The organism is uncultured Ellagibacter sp., assembly GCF_934643285.1.
Taxonomy (GTDB): Bacteria; Actinomycetota; Coriobacteriia; order Coriobacteriales; family Eggerthellaceae; genus Ellagibacter.
The window spans coordinates 47184-64187 of the sequence record NZ_CAKUBT010000008.1 but is presented as its reverse complement, the minus strand read 5'-3'; the positions used below and the strand labels follow the sequence as shown (position 1 = coordinate 64187).

The following is a 17004-nucleotide window of genomic DNA, read 5'->3' as shown; positions in this document are numbered from 1 at the left end:
AAACGCACTCGCCGCTAGCACACGCGATTGACGAGCTCCTCCCCCGCTGCGAGACGGGCGATGTTCTCCCAAATCGTTCGGTGCGCCCGATAGAACATGCCTTCCGCGACGCCGCCCACATGGGGCGAGAAGACGACGCGCGCTGCCGCTTCGGGCAAAAGGTTCACGAGGGGGTTGTCGAGCGTCACAGGCTCGGGTGTGAGCGTATCGAGCCCCGCAGCAGCGATGCTTCCCCCCTCGAGCGCCGAGGCGAGCGCCTCCTGGTTCACGATGTCGCCGCGCGCCGTGTTCACAAGCACGCCATCGGGGCGCATCTTCGAGAGGAACTCCCCGTCGACCATGCCACGCGTCTCATCGGTCACAGGAACGTGCAGACTCACGATGTCGCAGGTGGCAAGCAGGTCGTCAAGGCTTGCGAAGCGAACACCCAGCTCGTTCTCGAGACCCTCGTCGAGCGGATGTCGCTTGTTGTAGAGCATCTTGCAGCCCCAGGGACGAAGGTAGCGGGCAGTCGCCTGGCCGATCGCGCCGAAGCCCACGAAACCGACCGTGCAATCGCCCAGCTCGCGGAAGCCTTCCACCATCATGCGCTCTTTGAGCTCGATCTGACGCCCCGTGCGAACCGCCTCGTCGCCTTCGAGCGCACGACGCAGGCACATGAGCATAAGCATAACGGCCTGCTCCGCCACCGTGCCCGCGTTCACGCCCGCGCAATTGCACGCGGCAATGCCCCGAGCGCGCGCCGCGTCCACATCGATCGCGTTGAACGCCACGCCCTCGGAATGGATGAGCTTGAGATTCGGCATGGCCGCGATAAGCTGCGCGTCCACCGGGCTTATGGCATCGGCGACGATGACGGAGGCATCGGGCGCGAGGGCGAGCAGGTCATCGTTCGCGGCGCCCCGCTCGGCGCACACAAGTTCCACCTCGCGCGTAATCGGCAGGTCAGGCAGATACTTGCGCGTGCGAGCCTCGCTCCCAACGGTCAGAACCAACATGTAAGTCCCCTTTCGACTCTTGCGGCAAGCCGCTACAACAAGCCCATCCACTGCCAATACGGCACGGAGACCGCGAGCCCCATAAGGCAGGTCGCGAGATAGACGCCGCAGTACTTGGCAAGTTCTGAATGCTTCGCCATCTTACCATCGACCGCATAGAACGCGGCGAGGTATATCGGGCTTTGATATTTCGCGAACCACGCGATGACGAGGGCATACGCCGAGAAACCGAGCACCCACGGGTTCACGCCGACACTCGCGGCCATCGGCACGAGGAACGCCATAAGCAGATTGAGATACGCCACCTCGGAAACGATGAGGAACCGAAGAACCACCGTGATCACGCCGATGCCGAGCACGAGCAGGTACGGATTGCCCGCAAGCGCCTGGAAGGCCGGGCCGCACGTCTGCATGACCCAATCGTTGAGCCCCGCCTCGGCGAACACCGACCCCAACCCAAGCGCGATGCCGATGAAGAGGAGCGACGTCCAGTTCACGCCCGACTTGAATGCAGGCACGTCAATCACTTTCAGCACGAACATGGCGACGAGTGCGGCCAGGCCGACCGCCATGGCAGACACATGGTGGAACGGCTCGGTTGCCCACAAGACGACCGTCACCAAGATGATGGCGAGCATGCGCTTCTCCACCACCGAAAGCGGGCCTAACTCATCGGAAACTCCCTGGTTGTCGCTCAAGTCCGTCCCTCCGCGCGAGGGCTCGCCAGCCTTCAGTCGCTCAGACAGTCCTCGCTGCGCTGCGGAACTCGCTTGGTGAAGGCCACCGAGCCCTCGCGCTGCTTGGCTGTTTTCTTCCGAGCTGGATGATTCAACCAGCGCAGAATTCGCTTGGCCGCAATAACTGTCGCTCGACGCGCATCCCCCCTTGGAGTCGGCGCATCCGGCGGCGCCCACAAAGCGAGTTCCGCAGCAAAGCGAGGACTGTTTGAGCGACTGGGCGTTGCCGGGTGCGCCGACGGTCTCGGAGCCAGAACCAGCCTTCTCCCCTCGCCCGTATATCCCCATGATCAAGAAGTAGTTCAGCACCAGCACCACGACAAGCCACGGAAGCGCCGCCACAAACCACGACGCCATGTTGAACTGCTCCTGCACATCGACGGGCAGCGTTGCCATAAGGGCGTAACCAGTGATGGAGGCGGAAACGATAGTCGGCGCGACCGTGCGGATACCCACGAGCATCGCCGCAAACAACCCGGTTGCGCGCTTCCCTTGGCGCTCGTAGCCTAGCTCGTCCCCGATGTTCATGGCAAGCGGGGCAAGCATAGCGCCTTTGACGGCGAGGCTCGGAATCAAGGGGCCGAGAACGGTTCCCGTGACGAGTTGGGCTGCGACCTGGCATCGAAAGGTGCGCGGGAACTTGCTCACGATCGCAAGCGCGATGCGCTTCATAAGGCCGCTCGTCTTCATGCCGACCCCGAGCGTAAAGGCCGAAAGCAGCAACCACCACGTGGACGACGCGAACGTCGAGAACGTCGCGCCGACGGAGATGCCGGCGACCACAACGAAGAGCACCGCCATCACCACTGCAGTGACAAACTCGGGCAGAACGCCGGTAATCCACCACACGATAGCCATGATAAGGATGCCGAGCACCGCCGTCGCCTGATAGGACAGTCCCGGAATCGGGCAGGTCGCGATAAGGACTGCCGCAGCAAGCGCACCCGCCGCAGCACATCCCAGCTTGATCTTTCGCTTCGCTTCCTCTTTCACCAGCACACGCTTTCCCTCGCAATTGACGCGGTCAATCATACTCCCAAACGAAAGCGGCGACGCGATTCTCCTCGCGCCGCCGCTTGATTATCTAAATTCAGAACACACCTTGGAAGGCGACTTAGAGCATAGCCTCCTCGACGATGCCCTCAATGAGCCGGCAGAACTTCGGCTCAGCCTCTTTGGCAACCTCGAAAACCTCGGTATCGCTCGGGGAAGATCCCTCCACGCCCGCTGCCATGTTCGACACGAGCGAGATGCCGAGCACGCGCATGCCCACATGACGAGCTGCGATGACCTCCTCGCACACGCTCATCGCAACCGTGTCGGCGCCCCATGCGCGGAATGCGCGAATCTCTGCGGGAGTCTCGAAGCTCGGACCCAAAAGCCCCAGGTAGACGCCTTCCTGCACCTTCACATCGCGCTCGAGGGCGACCTTGCGGGCAACAGCGCGAAGATCGGGGTCGTAGGCGTCGGTCATCGAGAAGAAGCGGAACGCAATGCCGTCGGGCTCGGTGCCGACGATCGGGTTTCGCCCGGTGAAGTTGATGTGGTCGCTCATGATGCAGAACTCGCCAGGGGCATAGGTCTCGTTGATAGCACCCGCTGCGTTCGTCGTGATGAGCGCGCGCACACCCAAAAGATGCATGAGCCAAATGGGGAACGCGACCTCCTGCGGCGAATTCCCCTCGTATCCGTGAAGGCGGCCCTGCATGGCGAGCACCGTTTTCCCGCCGAGCACACCGCAGACGAAGCGGCCCTTGTGCCCCGTCGCCGTGCTACGCTTCATATGGGGAATCTCGCCGAACGGGACGACGACGGCGTCCTCGATCTGCTCAGCCAGGGGGCCGAGCCCCGAACCGAGCACGATACCGACCGCAGGTTCGCGATCGCCGAGGCGCTCCCTCAGAACGGCGGCAGCTTCTTCGAGATTTGCCTTGAGCACGTTATCAGCAGACATGTACGCTCCTCACGATAGTAGACATAGTCGAATAGCGCTATTCTACCGCAAAGAGAGCGACCGCCGAAGCTCGCGTTGCGCGAGGTGCTAGCACCCCGGCTTTCGCGCCGTGAGAACGCGCGACCGACCTGCGAGATCGGCGACGATGCGCACATCGACGAAGCCCGCCGCGCGCGCCAAAGACGCCGCCTCGTCAAGGCAGGTCTCGTGCAGCTCGAACGCGCAGCCGCCACCGGGACGCAGCGCCTGCCGGCACCATTCGATCTCGCGGCGGAACACATCGAGCCCGTCGGCGCCCCCTTCGAGGGCAAGCGCGGGCTCGAAGGCCGCGACCTCCTGGGGGATTTCCGCCATGACGGCGGTGGGAACGTAAGGCGGATTGGAAACAACCAGGTGAAGCTTGCCAATCGCCGCCTCGGGAACGCCCGCCGCAAGGTCGCATTCGACGACGCGCACGCGGTCGGCAAGCCCGAGCGCATCCGCGTTCTCGCCCGCAAGCGCAACGGCGTCAGGAGAGATGTCGGTGGCGATGACGCGCGCGTCGGGACGCTCGTAGGCGATCGAGCACGCGATGCAACCGCTCCCCGTGCACAAATCGGCCACGAATAGCGTTTCGGCAGCGGAATCGCCCGAGGCGCCCGAGGCGCCCGCGCCGTCCGAGGTGAAGCCCTCCGCTTCTCCAAGCGCATCAACTACCTGGGAAAACGCATTCGAACCGTCGCCTGCTTCCCCGACGGCTGCCTCCGCTGCGCGCAGAAGATCGCCCTCCCAGGCACCGATTTGCGAGTCGCGTGCCACGCGGCGGCCTGCGGGAGGCAAAAGCGAGAGTGCCTCGCTCACAAGCACCTCGGTCTCGGGGCGCGGGATGAGCACGCCTGGGCGCACCTTCACCGCAATATGGCGGAACGCAACCTCGCCGGTGATGTATTGCAGCGGCTCACCAGCCCCGCGGCGCGACACGTAACCGCGAAGGATGTTGCGCTCCTCCATCGAGAGGGGCCTCTCGAAATTGACGTAAAGCTCCACGCGACGCAGCCCCGTGGCCTCGGCAAGAAGCCATTCCGCCGAAAGACGCGGGTTCTCGTCGCCCTTGCGCGCAAGATACCCCTGCGTCCACTCGAGCGCAGCTTTGATTGTCCACACTTCTTCCGTCATCGGGAAACAACCCCTTCCAAAGGCACACGATGATTGATGCCCCTGCGCTCGGCTTCGCCGTGCTCGGGGTTGGAAAGCCCACTGGGCTTTTCAATAGTCCATACGTCATCCGTCATCGGAAAACAACCCCTTCTCACATCGCACCAGCTTGCGGTAAAACCAACAAGAAAGGCCCCTCCCTTAGACTCGCAAGATGCAGAGGGGCAACGCGCACTCTCTCGGTACGCGAGCCCGCATCATCGTGCAAGCGCAAGGCAGAGGCCCTTCACGGCGTCACATTTCTTGTCGCACGTCAGGACAGCGAAACTAAACAGCTTCGGCGAGCTTGCGGGCGCGGTCGGCCGCCTGAAGCGCGGTGATGACATCGCCAAGCCCGTCGCCTTCGAGAACCGAGCTGTACGTGGAATTGAAACCGATGCGATGATCGGTCACACGGTCCTGAGGAAGGTTGTAGGTGCGAATCTTCTCAGAGCGGTCGCCCGAGCCAATCTGCGCGAGGCGCTCAGCGCCTTCGGCGGCCTGCTGCTCAGCGAGCATCTTCTCGTAGAGGCGCGCGCGAAGAACGGCCATAGCCGCAATCTTGTTCTGCAGCTGCGACTTCTGGTCCTGAGACTGCACGACAAGACCGGTCGGCAGGTGCGTGATGCGCACGGCGGAGTCGGTCGTGTTAACGCACTGTCCACCGGGGCCGCCAGCGCGGAACACGTCGATGCGCAGGTCGTTCTCGTTGATGTCGACCTCAACCTCGTCGGCCTCGGGAAGCACGGCAACGGTCGCCGTGGACGTATGGATGCGGCCCTGGCTTTCCGTCTTGGGCACGCGCTGCACGCGGTGCACGCCGGACTCGTACTTCATGACCGAGTACACCTTGTCGCCCTTCACCTTGAACTGGATTTCCTTGTACCCGCCAGCCTCGGACGGGGAAACGTCCATGAGCTCGATCTTCCACTTCTGAGAAGAGCAGAAGCGCTCGTACATCTTGAAGAGGTCGCCTGCGAAGATTGCCGCCTCGTCGCCGCCGGCAGCAGCGCGAATCTCCACGATGATGTCCTTCTCGTCAGCAGGGTCCGAGGGAATGAGCATGAACTTGATGTCCTCTTCGAGGGCGGGCATCTTCGATTCAGCCTCGGCGATGGTCTCCTGCGCGAACTCCTTCATGTCGGGATCGGCGAGCATCTCCTTGGCGTCGTCGATGTCGCTGCAGCATGCGAGGTACTCGCGTGCCTTCGCGGCGAGCGGGCCCTGGTTCGCGTATTCCTTGGCGAGGTGGTTGTATGCTTTTTGATCGGCGAGAACCGAAGGGTCGCTCATCTTCGCCTGGAGCTCCTCGTAGGCGGAAATGATCTTCTCAAGCTTCTCGCGCATGTCGTTATCTTGCATTGCGTGCGTTCCTTTATGCGAATTGCGTTATCCGTAGCTGAACAATGATACCAAAAGGGCGCCCCTCGCGTGAGAGACGCCCTGAGACCTTCGCAGGAAATACGCTCATGGAGGCGAAATCGTCGGCGAAAGCGAAACTTTGCAGGTTGGAAGCTTCGTTTTACTGCAACACGTCACGCTCAAGCGTTGCAGTCATCTTGCCAACGGCGGAGCGCCAGGCCGAACCTTGCGGGTCAAGGTAACGCGTGCCGTCGACATTCTTGCCATCCATGACGCCCGCGTCGAGAGCCCAGGCCAAGCTGGCGCGCGCCCAGGGGCTCACCGACGAAGCGTCGGGCATGGAAGCAAGCTTCGAGCCGTCGCTCGACAAATTGACCCCGTAGAGAATGTTTGCGTACTTAGCGATCATCACCGCGAACTGCTCGCGCGTGACGTAGTCTTCGGGTCCGAACAAGTTAAGCGGAGTGCCGTCAACGGGGTCCGTGTAGCCGCCGATGATTCCCGCCGCACGGGCCCAGTTGATTGCATCCGAATAGTACGAGTCGCTGGGCACGTCATAGAACTGCTCCACCGAAACGTCCGGCTTGCCCGCCATACGCCACAAGATCATCGCAACGTCGCCGCGCTTGATCGAGTCGTAGACGCCCAGTCGGTGAGTGCCGTCGTTGTAGCCCGTGATGAGACCATTGTTGAGCATGTACACCATGGTATCGGCATACCACTCGCCCGCCTCGAAATCGGGGAAGAACAGGCCCAGGTTGCACTGGCCCATTTCGAGATTAACATTGTAGGTTCCGTTTACGGCAGCTTGCTCGGTGGTCTCGAACGGTTGATAGCCGAAGACCTCGACCCAATAGCCATCGAAGCACGCAACGCCGACCGTGTTGAATTCCTCGTTGATCATGTTCGCATAGTGACCTGGGGAGTTTGTCCACCAATCGTTAGCTTCCGCTACGTCGTACGTTGTCCCAAGGATGTTCTCGCCGAGCGCAGAGTAGGGGTTGCTCAGCATGACATCTTCGACCACGGTGAAGCAATCCTCGCCACTCGGACGCGTATGGCTGAAGAAGGGGCCGTAAATTCCACTGATCGAAATCTCGGCGGCGCGCTGCATCGCACAGACCTCGAGCTCATAGCTCCACGTCAGAGGGGCCGCGCCCACTGCGCTGCGGGCCTCGTTGATATAATCGAGCATGTTGCGGGCAGTGTCCTGATAGAACGTGCCCTGCGTGACGAAGGTGACCGTCGGCTTGTCCACGCGGCCGTAAACGCTCTCGGGAGCGATGCCCCCATCGGAGCAGTCCCAGGTGGCAACCTGGCCCGCCTGAAGCGCCCCATTCGCGACGGGTTCCGCGTTGATAGTGCCATCAGCCCAGGCCACGGCAGGAATCGTACTGAGTAGTGCGAACATCGCAAATGCGACGATGCCCTTTCGAAGCGAACTTATCATCTCTCTCCTCGTTATCGCAAGCTTATACGCCTCCGACACTATACCCCAATATGGGCCCTACTAAAACAGTGCCTCGCTCGCGTCAAACGTGATTTTACCTTCGCTTTTGCAAACGGCCTCGCCGAGCGCATGGCTCGCTCGCCAGCGAGCCTCACCCGCACTCCCGCTCACCCGCTACCGCGAGGCGACGTATGCGGCGGCGCTCTCGGCGGCTATCGCCCCGTCGGAGACGGCCGTCACCACCTGGCGCAAGCCCTTCGCGCGCACATCGCCCGCCACGAACACGCCGGGCACACTCGTAGTGCCCGACTCATCGGCCACAATGTAGCCGCCCTCGTCAACAGAAAGCGCGCCCTCGAGAAAATCGGTGTTGGGAATCGTCCCGATTGCGACGAACAGCCCTTCGGCAGGAAGCATCCTCCGCGCTCCGGTTGCCACATCCTCGACCTTCACGGCGGAAAGACGCCCCTCTTCCGAGCGCAGATCGGCAATGCGCGAGTTCCACACGAACTCGACGTTGGGAAGCGAGGAGAGGCGCTCGCGGTCGACCGCCGAGGCGCGAAGCGTGTCGCGGCGATGGATGAGGTAGACGCGCTCGCAGATGCGCGCGAGGTACTTCGCGTCCGCCGCGGCAGTGTTCCCGCCGCCGAGCACGCACACGCTTTTTCCGCGGAAGAAGTTGCCATCGCAGGTCGCGCAATACGACACACCGCGTCCAGCGAGCTCATCTTCCCCCGCAAGGCCCATCTTGCGCGGCCGCGCGCCCGTCGCCACGATGACACTTCTCGCCTTATGTTGGCCGAAAGGCGTCGTGAGCGTCTTCACCTCGCCCGAGAAGTCGACCGCCGTCACTTCCTCGCTCACGATGGTCGCGCCAAAGTGCTCGGCCTGCTCCTTCATCGCCCAAGCGAGCTCGAAGCCGTCTGCTCCTTCAGCAAAGCCCGGGTAGTTTTCCACCCGCTCGGTTTGAGCAAGCTGTCCACCAGGGGAAATCCTCTCGTAAATGGCGACTGAAAGCCCCGCGCGCGCCGCATAGAGCCCTGCCGTGAGCCCAGCGGGCCCCGCGCCGATCACCGCCACGTCGAGCACGTCGTTTTCGTTCATGGCATTTCCGCCTTTCACCCGATTGCATCCCGTTCTCACAGAGTATACCCTCGAAACGCAAAAAGGCGCTGCAAGGCGAACGTCGCCCCACAGCGCCTTCCCATTGCGCTCGGATAATACAGTTTACGCGAACAGCGCGAGCACGTTCTGCTTCGGCTGCACGCCCACCATCTGGCGCTTCGGCGCGCCACCCTCGAACAGGATCAGCGTCGGCACGCTCATCACGCCGTAGCGCTGCGCGATGTCGGGGCTTTGATCGATGTCGAGCTTGTACACCTTGGCCTCGCCGGTCTTCTCAGCGGCTACTTCCTCGATCACGGGGCCGAGCATGCGGCACGGGCCGCACCATGTCGCGAAGAAATCCACAAGAACGGGGACGTCGGATTTCAGAACCTTCTCATCGAAATCCGAAGAAGTTACCATTTCGCTCATGTTCCCTTCCTCCTGAACAAGTGATTTGAAACCAGGTTCCGCGTCGAGCGTTACGCCCGACGCTTGCACTAACGTATTGTATCGCTTACCCGCGAAACGTAAACGAGGCGTTACTGGAACGGCATGAAACTGAACTATAATGGCACCCGATAAGAGAAAGGGTGCCCTATGAGCGAGCCTACGGAAGACCAGCTTTCAAATTGCGCGACCAGCACCGCAGATGAGAACAGAGAACCGGGCGAAGGCGGCAGCGAGCCCGTCCATGCGCACAAGGCGCCCGCGTGGGAGGGTGTACCGCTTGCCCACGCGAACCTCGTGCTCGAAGGCGGGGCGATGCGCGGGCAGTTCACCGCGGGCGTGCTCGATTTCTTCATGGACCAGAAGCTTTTCTGCGAATACGTCGTCGGCGTGTCGGCGGGCGCGCTTTGTGGCGGGAACTACGTGGCGGGTGCGCCCGGCAGGTCAAGCCTGATCAACGTGAAGTACGCCGCCGACAACCGCTACCTGTCGATGCAGAGCTTCGTCCGCACGGGAAACGCCTACGGCCGCGAGTTCGCCTTCCACGAGATCCCCGACGTGCTCGACCCGTTCGACTACGAGGCGTTTCGCCGCTCGCCCATCCGATTCGAAGCCGTGTCGACCAACCTCGAAACCGGCGAGGCCGACTACCACGAGGTGCGCGACTACCACGATGACCTGCCCTATCTCATCGCGTCGTCATCGATGCCGCTCGTAAGCCAAATCGTCGAGGCAGACGGCAAGCTGCTTCTCGACGGCGGCACCTCCGACAGCGTGCCGCTTCTCCACTCGATGCTCACCGACGCGAAAAAGCACATCGTCGTGCTCACCCAAGCCGCCGGCTACGAGAAGAAGCCGAACAAGCTCATGGCGCTCATGCGTCAGCGCTACGCCGACTACCCGTACTATATTGATCGCCTGCAGTATCGCCACTACGAGTACAACCGCCTTTACCGCTGGATCGAGCGCGAACAAGCAGCGGGGCGCATCTTCGTGATTCGCCCGCCCGAGCCTGTCACCGTATCCTCCATGGAACACGACACCGAGAAGCTACTCGCGTTGTACGAGCAGGGGCTTGCCGAAGCGGCCCGGCTGTGGCCGAAACTGCAGGAGTACCTCGCAGACTAACAGACCGCCGAACCGTCAGCAGAGAAGACCCCATGCCCACCGACTTCATATCGCTGTTCACCGCCGCACTCGTCGCCGCGGCAGCCCCCATCATCGCCAAGCTCGTCCCGCGCGGGCTCGTCCCCGAAACCGTCATCCTGCTGTTGGCGGGCGCGCTCTTAGGGCCCTACATGGCGGGAATCATCGAGCTGACCGACTCGATCGACATGCTCTCCGAGCTCGGCCTCGCATTCCTATTCCTCCTTGCAGGCTATGAGATCGACCCGAAGAGCCTTTCGGGAAAGCAGGGGAAGAAGGGGCTTGCCACCTGGTTTATCAGCATGGCGATCGCGCTTGTTCTCGTGCTTTTGTCGCCGAGCCTCTCCGTAAGCCACATCGACGGGCTCGCTGTGGCCATCGCGCTCACCACGACGGCGCTCGGCACGCTCATGCCGATCATCAAGGAGCGAGACCTCGAGGGGACCCCCGTCGGCGAGGGCATCCTGTCGTTTGGCACCTGGGGCGAGCTGTGCCCCGTGCTCGCCATGGCGCTCCTGCTCTCGTCACGCAGCGAGTGGAAGACACTGCTCATCCTCGCCGTGTTCATACTCGTTTGCGTGATCATGGCGATCGTGCCCGCCAAAGCGCGCCGCGGCGGACATCGCATCTATCGATTCCTCGCGAGCAAGCGCAACACCACCTCGCAGGCGTTCGTGCGCGTGACGGTAGTGCTTTTGATCGGGCTCGTCACCGTATCGGCCGTGTTTCAGCTCGATATCGTACTCGGCGCGTTCGCCGCGGGATTCATCCTGCGCTATGTCATCCCCGAAGGAGACAACGAGCTCGAGTCGAAGCTCGACGCAATCGGCTACGGGTTCCTCATCCCCGTGTTCTTCGTCGTTTCCGGCGCGAAGATCGACCTCGCCGGCGTGGGCGAGAACCCGCTTCTGCTCGTCTTGTTCATCTGCGCGCTGCTCTTGGTGCGGGCCGTGCCTATCGTCGTGGCGCTCTCGCTCGGCAAGGGCGAGGACAAGCTATCCATGCACAACCGCATCACCGTGGCGCTCTACTGCACGACGGCGCTGCCGCTCATCGTCGCGGTGACGTCGGTTGCCGCGAAGGCGGGCGCGATGACCCAAGACGTCGCGGGCACGCTCGTCGCCGCAGGTGCCGTGACCGTGTTCCTCATGCCGTTTCTGGCATCGCTCACCTACCGCGTGATCGACGCGAAGCCGATTGCCGCGGTGCAGGAAATCGCCGCGCACCCGAGCGACATCCGCACGATTCTGCACGAGCACTTGGATATGGAGCGCATGATGGTGCGCCAGGAAGCTGCCGCACGCCTCGCCGTGCACGCAAGCGAATCGAAGGACGAGGATATCCCCTGGCAAGAAGCAGCTTTCGCCCTACAGCGCAAGACCGAACGCAAGCGCGCGCTTGATGCGCTGCTCGATTCTGCGGCCCAGGACATCGCTGCGCACAAAGACGAAATCGAGCAGTACATCGAGGAAGGACCGCGCGGCGACATCGTCGAGAAAGCGGCGCAACAGCGCGAAGAACGCCGCAAGAGGCTCGCTCAGGCGGCAGTTCGCGAGCATCGGCGCCGACAAAGCGAAATTGGCCGCATGATGAACCGCGAAAAGAAGGAACGCTAACGAGGCCCGCGGCAAGCCGACGGGCGAAACGGCAGGAAACGCAGCAGCCGAGGTACGAGAAGCCCAGTCGCGCGAAGCCGCCGCGGGAGAATCTCAGTCGCAGCTGGCCACAACGCACGAAGCCGGGTCGCACCCACGCGGCCCGGCTTCTTTATGCAACAACCAGTTCCCTTCGCAACCCTCTACTCGGGGAAGAACACCTCGCGCATGCGCTTCTCCTCCGCCGCATCGCGCCGCCCGAGGAGGCTTCCTAACACCATGAGCACGCCCGCGACCGTGATGCCGATCACGATTTGGTGCAAGCCCATCACCTTGAAACCAAGCGCCATGCACAAGCAGTACGAGGCGGTGCCGCCGATCATCGATAGCAGCGCGCCCCGTTTCCCCGCGCGCTTCCAGAACAGACCGCACACAAGCACCCAGAAAAACGCGGTCTCAAGGCCGCCGAACGCGAACATGTTAATCTTCCAGATGACGTCGGGCGGGACGACGGCCAGCACGAACACGATCGCACCCACGCAGAGCGTGACGGCTTGGCTTGACCGCGCGATGGTGCGCTCGGTGGGCTTTTTGCCGGTCGATTCGCAGTGATGCAGGTAGACGTCCTTGATAATGGCCGAAGACGAAGCAATGAGCAGGGACGACACCGTGGAAATCGACGCCGCGATCGGGCCTATGATGGCCACACCGGCAAGCCAGGGCGGAAGCGTCTGCGCGATGGCCTGCGGGATGATATTGTCGACGCTGCCGCCATAGCTGGCGAGATCGCCCGTGAGCACGCCCGCGGACAGCACGCCGAGGGAGGTCACGCCGATCATCATGAGGCCGATGATGACCGTGCCCATGATCATCGCGCCGTGGAGCGCATTGGTGTTCTTGAAGCCCATGCAGCGCACCGCCGATTGGGGCAGGACGAACGTGAAGATGCCCACAAGCAGCCACTGCGTGAAGTACAGCGACGCGGGCATGAAGCCGCCGCCGAAGGGCTCGAGCATCTCGGGGCGGTTTGCACGGATGGTGTCCATGATGTTCTCGTAGCCGCCGCCGGCGGTGAGGATGCCCGCTGCGAGCACGAAAATGCCGATGAGCATGGCGACGCCGCATATCGCGTCGGTCACCGCAACCCCGCGGAAGCCGCCGATGGTGGTGAACAGCACGACCGCGACGCCGAAGAGCACGAGCCCCACCAGATACGAGTACCCGGTGACGGCCTCGAAGAGCTTCGCGCCGCCCACGAACTGCGCGACCATCGTCGCCGCGAAGAAGAGCACGACCACGACCGCGCTCACGTTGGCGAGCGCGTTAGAGGAATAGCGCGCGCGGATGACGTCGATCACGGTGACGGCATCGAGCTTGCGCGAGACGAGCGCCATTTTCTTCCCCAGGATGCCGTAGAGCAGAACGAGGGCTGTGACCTGAACGACTGCCATGTAAACCCAGCCCCAGCCAACGAGCCACGCCTGCCCGGGGCCGCCCACAAACGAGCTCACCGAGCCGTAGGTTGCGATCGTCGTCATAGCGAGTACGAATCCGCCAAGGGCGCGATTGCCGATGAAGTATTCCTTCACGAAACCGCCGCCGGCCACATGCGTGCGCCGGCGCACAACAAGGCTCACCGCAAGCGCAAGGATAAGGAATAAGACAAGGGGCACGAGTGCAACGAGGTTACTCATGGCGCGCACCCTCCTCGCATGCCCCATCGGAGGTGGAGGCATTAACCGAATCGTCGTCCAAGTCGAAATCGACGAAGACGCGACGGCTCAGCACGACCGCGGCGACGATCGCGGCGATCCATGGCGCCACACACCCGCCGATGATCCAAAGCGGCGTGTGGAACACCTCGATATCCGTTCCGGCAAGCCCGAAGCCGCCGACAAGCCACACGATGATAATGCAGGCCAGCGCGATAACCGTCGCCCGCGCCTCCTTGTTCGCCTGCCGCATTTTGTCGCAATAGCCCCGCATTGATGGACTGCTCACGAAACGCCCCTTCCCAACCGGTGTCGTTTCCCCATGCTATCATCTGCCGCGCACGGGCGGGACGGGCAATTCTACCAACTTGGCTAAACGACGGGCGGGCGCCAATCGCGCAGGACGCTAGCCCCGCTAGACAACAGGCGGGCGCCAGTCGGGCAGCCCCTTCTTGCGACGGTTCGCGTTGTAGCCGACGATGTTGTCGATCGAGCCCTGCATGCCGAAGGGGATGTAGTCGAGGTTCTCCAAATCCTCGGGAAGATAGCTCACAAGCGAGAGCGGCGCGGTTTGCTCCACATGCTCGGGGGCAGGCCCCGGCACCGCGCAAAAGCCCACGACCGGCGCGCCTTTCGCCACGAGCTTGCGCTCGTAGCCGCTCCACGGCTCATCAGGAAACATCCCTCGCACGTCGTCGGTTTCCCACTCGATCTTGTAGCCTGCCAGCTCAAGCTGCGTCAAGGAGAAATCGCGAAACGGGGTGGAGTCGGTGCGCATGCGCACGGTGCCGCCTTCCTCAAGCACGCGGCGGTACTTCATCAGGCGATCGAGATAGGTCAGACGACGGGGCGCGCGCTTCTTCTTGGGAAACGGCGTCGGGAAGTTGATGAGGATACTTGCTAGCTCCCCCTCGTCGAACAGCTCGAGAACGTCAGGGTCCTCATCGTGCAGGAAGACGACGTTTCCCGCGCCCGCCTCGCATGCCGCCTCGGCCGAGCGCATCACGCAGATGGGGTCGACGTCGATGCCCACGAAAAGCGTCTCAGGATCGGCCTCGGCACGCGCCACCGTGTACTCGCCCTTGCCGCACCCCAAATCGAGCACGACGCGGGAAAACGCCTCGTCATCTGGGCGCACGTCCCCTTCAGGTGCCCAAAGGCGCCACGCCCCCCGGCGAGCGGACGGCTCGAACTCGAGCGCTGCCTTCGCGCCTTCCATCCGCTTCTCAAGTGAAAACCCCTTGTGCAAACGACATGCCGCCGTGCGCATCTTCCCATCCTCCAACCGAAATCAACAAAAACGGCGGGCGCCCATCGCAGGACAGCCCGCCGCAACAGCCAATCACACCAGGCCACACGAGGTTTATGCGCGCGTGCGAATCTCCTCGCACACCTTCGCGCAGAAGTCCTCGATCGTGGAGGGGTGCGTCTCGTTCGTGCGGTCGCGCACGGAGATGGTGCCCTCCTCGGCCTCCTTCTCACCCACGATCACCATATAGGGCACGCGGTCGATGGAGCGCGCCTCGCGGATCTTGTAGCCAATCTTCTCGTCGCGGTTGTCCACCACGACGCGGATGCCGGCTGCCTCGATCGCGTCGGCGACCTTGTGCGCGTAATCGCGGCTCTTCTCGGAAACGGGAAGCACCTTCACCTGCATCGGCGCGAGCCACACGGGGAACTTGCCCGCATAATGCTCGATCAGGATGCCGATGAAGCGCTCGACCGAGCCGTAGCACACGCGATGGAGCATGACCGGGCGCTTCTTCGAGCCGTCCGCGTCGGTGTATTCCAGATCGAAGTTCTGCGGCATCTGGAAGTCGAGCTGCACGGTGCCGCACTGCCAGGTGCGTCCGAGCGAGTCGTTCAGGTGGAAGTCGATCTTGGGGCCGTAGAAGGCGCCGTCGCCCTCGTTGACCTCGTATTCCATACCGAGCTCTTCAAGCGCGGTCTTAAGGCCGGCCTCGGCTGCGGCCCAATCCTCGTCAGAGCCCATCGAATCCTCGGGGCGCGTGGAAAGCTCGACGTGGTAGGTGAACCCGAACTGCTGGTAGACCGAGTCGATGAGCTTGACGACGCCCACGATTTCCTCGGTCAGCTGGTCGGGACGCACGAACAGGTGCGCATCGTCCTGATTGAAGCAGCGCACGCGGAACAGGCCGTGCAGCGCGCCCTTCATCTCGTGGCGGTGCACCAGTCCGATCTCACCCGCACGAATAGGCAGGTCGCGATAGCTATGCGGCTTGGACGCGTACACGAGCACGCCGCCCGGGCAGTTCATCGGCTTCACGCAGTACTCTTCTTCGTCGATGACCGTCGAGTACATGTTGTCCTTGTAGTGGTCCCAGTGGCCCGACGTCTGCCACAGCTGCTTGTTCATGATCATCGGCGTGGAGATTTCCACGTAGCCGGCCTTCTTGTGAATCTCGCGCCAGTAGTCGAGCAACGTGTTCTTCAAGATCATGCCGTTGGGCAGGAAGAACGGGAAGCCAGGCGCCTCGTCGCGCATCATGAAGATGTCCATCTCGCGGCCGATGCGGCGATGGTCGCGCTTCTCGGCCTCTTCGAGGTTGTGCAGGTACTCCTCGAGCTCCGACTTCTTGAAGAAGGCCGTGCCATAGAGGCGCTGCAGCTGCTCGCGCGTCGCGTCGCCGCGCCAATAGGCACCGGCGAGCTTCATCATCTTGAAGGCGCCGATTTTGCCGGCGGAGGGGACGTGCGGGCCGGCGCACAAATCGACAAAGGACCCGTGGCGGTAGATCGAGATTTCCTGGTCGGTCAAGTCGTCGATGTGTTCCAACTTGAAGCGCTGGTCAGCGAAGATCTTCTTCGCCTCGTCGATGCTCACGACCTCGCGCACGAAGGGTTCGTCGGCCTTGACGATTTCGGCCATCTTCTTCTCGATGGCGCCGAAGTCGTCGGAGGAGATATTGTTAGGAAGCTCAAAATCGTAGAAGTAGCCATCGTCGGTCGCAGGGCCGAAGGCGATCTGCGTGCCGGGATAGAGCTCCTGCACGGCTTCCGCCATGATGTGGGCGCAGGAGTGGCGCATGATGTGAAGCGCCTCGGGGCTTTTCGCGGTGATGATCTCAACGGTTGCCCCATCCGTCACGGTTGCTGTGAGGTCGACCAGTGTGCCATCGACCTTGCCAGCCAGCGCAGCCTTCGCAAGGCCCGCGCCGATGGAAGCCGCAACGTCGGCGACGGTCGCGCCGGCAGCGAGCTCTTTTACCGAGCCATCGGGTAGTGCAATATTCATGAGAGTCCTTCCCCATGCCAGGCGGCCATCCCGCCTGAACCGTTGATTTCCTCGCTTGCGCAATTCG

The 17004-nt window shown here is 62.6% G+C and carries 14 protein-coding genes; 2 read left to right on the top strand and 12 right to left on the bottom strand.

What is annotated here, in order from left to right; genetic code table 11:
• Positions 1-14: 14 nt before the first annotated feature.
• The 8 genes from Q0I65_RS05640 to trxA form a co-directional block, all read right to left on the bottom strand.
• A complete protein-coding gene (locus Q0I65_RS05640; RefSeq protein ID WP_296060973.1) occupies positions 15-998 on the bottom strand; it encodes a 2-hydroxyacid dehydrogenase in 984 nt (327 codons plus the stop codon).
• Positions 999-1030: 32 nt separating this feature from the next.
• Positions 1031-2728: an SLC13 family permease gene (locus Q0I65_RS05635; protein ID WP_296060971.1), complete on the bottom strand. Its 1698-nt coding sequence runs from the start codon at positions 2726-2728 to the stop codon at positions 1031-1033.
• A gap of 121 nt (positions 2729-2849) precedes the next feature.
• The gene (locus Q0I65_RS05630) at positions 2850-3689 is read right to left on the bottom strand and encodes a purine-nucleoside phosphorylase (RefSeq protein ID WP_296060967.1); all 840 of its coding nucleotides are present in this window, start codon (positions 3687-3689) and stop codon (positions 2850-2852) included.
• 87 nt (positions 3690-3776) lie between these two features.
• Complete coding sequence (locus Q0I65_RS05625) at positions 3777-4844, bottom strand: HemK/PrmC family methyltransferase (RefSeq protein ID WP_296060964.1); 1068 nt, start codon at positions 4842-4844, stop codon at positions 3777-3779.
• Between the two features lie 306 nt (positions 4845-5150).
• A complete protein-coding gene (gene prfA, locus Q0I65_RS05620) occupies positions 5151-6224 on the bottom strand; it encodes a peptide chain release factor 1 (protein ID WP_296060962.1) in 1074 nt (357 codons plus the stop codon).
• Positions 6225-6384: 160 nt separating this feature from the next.
• Complete coding sequence (locus Q0I65_RS05615; RefSeq protein WP_296060960.1) at positions 6385-7674, bottom strand: CAP domain-containing protein; 1290 nt, start codon at positions 7672-7674, stop codon at positions 6385-6387.
• Positions 7675-7848: 174 nt separating this feature from the next.
• A complete protein-coding gene (gene trxB / locus Q0I65_RS05610) occupies positions 7849-8778 on the bottom strand; it encodes a thioredoxin-disulfide reductase (RefSeq protein ID WP_296060958.1) in 930 nt (309 codons plus the stop codon).
• 123 nt (positions 8779-8901) lie between these two features.
• The gene (gene trxA, locus Q0I65_RS05605; RefSeq protein ID WP_296060954.1) at positions 8902-9210 is read right to left on the bottom strand and encodes a thioredoxin; all 309 of its coding nucleotides are present in this window, start codon (positions 9208-9210) and stop codon (positions 8902-8904) included.
• Positions 9211-9378: 168 nt separating this feature from the next.
• Between trxA and Q0I65_RS05600 the strand changes: the two genes are divergently transcribed.
• Together Q0I65_RS05600 and Q0I65_RS05595 are read left to right on the top strand one after the other, a co-directional pair.
• Positions 9379-10356: a patatin family protein gene (locus Q0I65_RS05600; protein WP_296060951.1), complete on the top strand. Its 978-nt coding sequence runs from the start codon at positions 9379-9381 to the stop codon at positions 10354-10356.
• Positions 10357-10388: 32 nt separating this feature from the next.
• Positions 10389-11990, top strand: a complete 1602-nt coding sequence (locus Q0I65_RS05595; RefSeq protein ID WP_296060949.1) for a cation:proton antiporter — start codon at positions 10389-10391, stop codon at positions 11988-11990.
• 182 nt (positions 11991-12172) lie between these two features.
• On the opposite strand, the gene panF is transcribed toward Q0I65_RS05595, so the two are convergent.
• From panF to thrS, 4 genes are all read right to left on the bottom strand, one after another.
• Positions 12173-13663, bottom strand: a complete 1491-nt coding sequence (gene panF / locus Q0I65_RS05590) for a sodium/pantothenate symporter (protein ID WP_296060946.1) — start codon at positions 13661-13663, stop codon at positions 12173-12175.
• The gene (locus tag Q0I65_RS05585) at positions 13656-13970 is read right to left on the bottom strand and encodes a YhdT family protein (RefSeq protein ID WP_296060945.1); all 315 of its coding nucleotides are present in this window, start codon (positions 13968-13970) and stop codon (positions 13656-13658) included. The genes panF and Q0I65_RS05585 overlap by 8 nt, the downstream gene beginning before the upstream one ends.
• Positions 13971-14096: 126 nt before the next feature.
• Positions 14097-14900: a methyltransferase gene (locus Q0I65_RS05580; RefSeq protein WP_296060943.1), complete on the bottom strand. Its 804-nt coding sequence runs from the start codon at positions 14898-14900 to the stop codon at positions 14097-14099.
• Positions 14901-15044: 144 nt separating this feature from the next.
• Positions 15045-16937 (bottom strand): threonine--tRNA ligase, encoded by a 1893-nt coding sequence (gene thrS / locus Q0I65_RS05575; RefSeq protein WP_296060940.1) that lies wholly within the window; start codon positions 16935-16937, stop codon positions 15045-15047.
• Positions 16938-17004: the final 67 nt, after the last annotated feature.

Coding starts and splice junctions, on each gene's coding strand:
- Q0I65_RS05595 (WP_296060949.1), top strand. CDS start 10,389: ATGCCCACCGACTTCATATCGCTGTTCACCGCCGCACTCGTCGCCGCG.
- thrS (WP_296060940.1), bottom strand. CDS start 16,937: ATGAATATTGCACTACCCGATGGCTCGGTAAAAGAGCTCGCTGCCGGC.
- Q0I65_RS05630 (WP_296060967.1), bottom strand. CDS start 3,689: ATGTCTGCTGATAACGTGCTCAAGGCAAATCTCGAAGAAGCTGCCGCC.
- Q0I65_RS05615 (WP_296060960.1), bottom strand. CDS start 7,674: ATGATAAGTTCGCTTCGAAAGGGCATCGTCGCATTTGCGATGTTCGCA.
- Q0I65_RS05580 (WP_296060943.1), bottom strand. CDS start 14,900: ATGGAAGGCGCGAAGGCAGCGCTCGAGTTCGAGCCGTCCGCTCGCCGG.
- Q0I65_RS05640 (WP_296060973.1), bottom strand. CDS start 998: ATGTTGGTTCTGACCGTTGGGAGCGAGGCTCGCACGCGCAAGTATCTG.
- panF (WP_296060946.1), bottom strand. CDS start 13,663: ATGAGTAACCTCGTTGCACTCGTGCCCCTTGTCTTATTCCTTATCCTT.
- Q0I65_RS05600 (WP_296060951.1), top strand. CDS start 9,379: ATGAGCGAGCCTACGGAAGACCAGCTTTCAAATTGCGCGACCAGCACC.
- trxB (WP_296060958.1), bottom strand. CDS start 8,778: ATGAACGAAAACGACGTGCTCGACGTGGCGGTGATCGGCGCGGGGCCC.
- trxA (WP_296060954.1), bottom strand. CDS start 9,210: ATGAGCGAAATGGTAACTTCTTCGGATTTCGATGAGAAGGTTCTGAAA.
- Q0I65_RS05625 (WP_296060964.1), bottom strand. CDS start 4,844: ATGACGGAAGAAGTGTGGACAATCAAAGCTGCGCTCGAGTGGACGCAG.
- prfA (WP_296060962.1), bottom strand. CDS start 6,224: ATGCAAGATAACGACATGCGCGAGAAGCTTGAGAAGATCATTTCCGCC.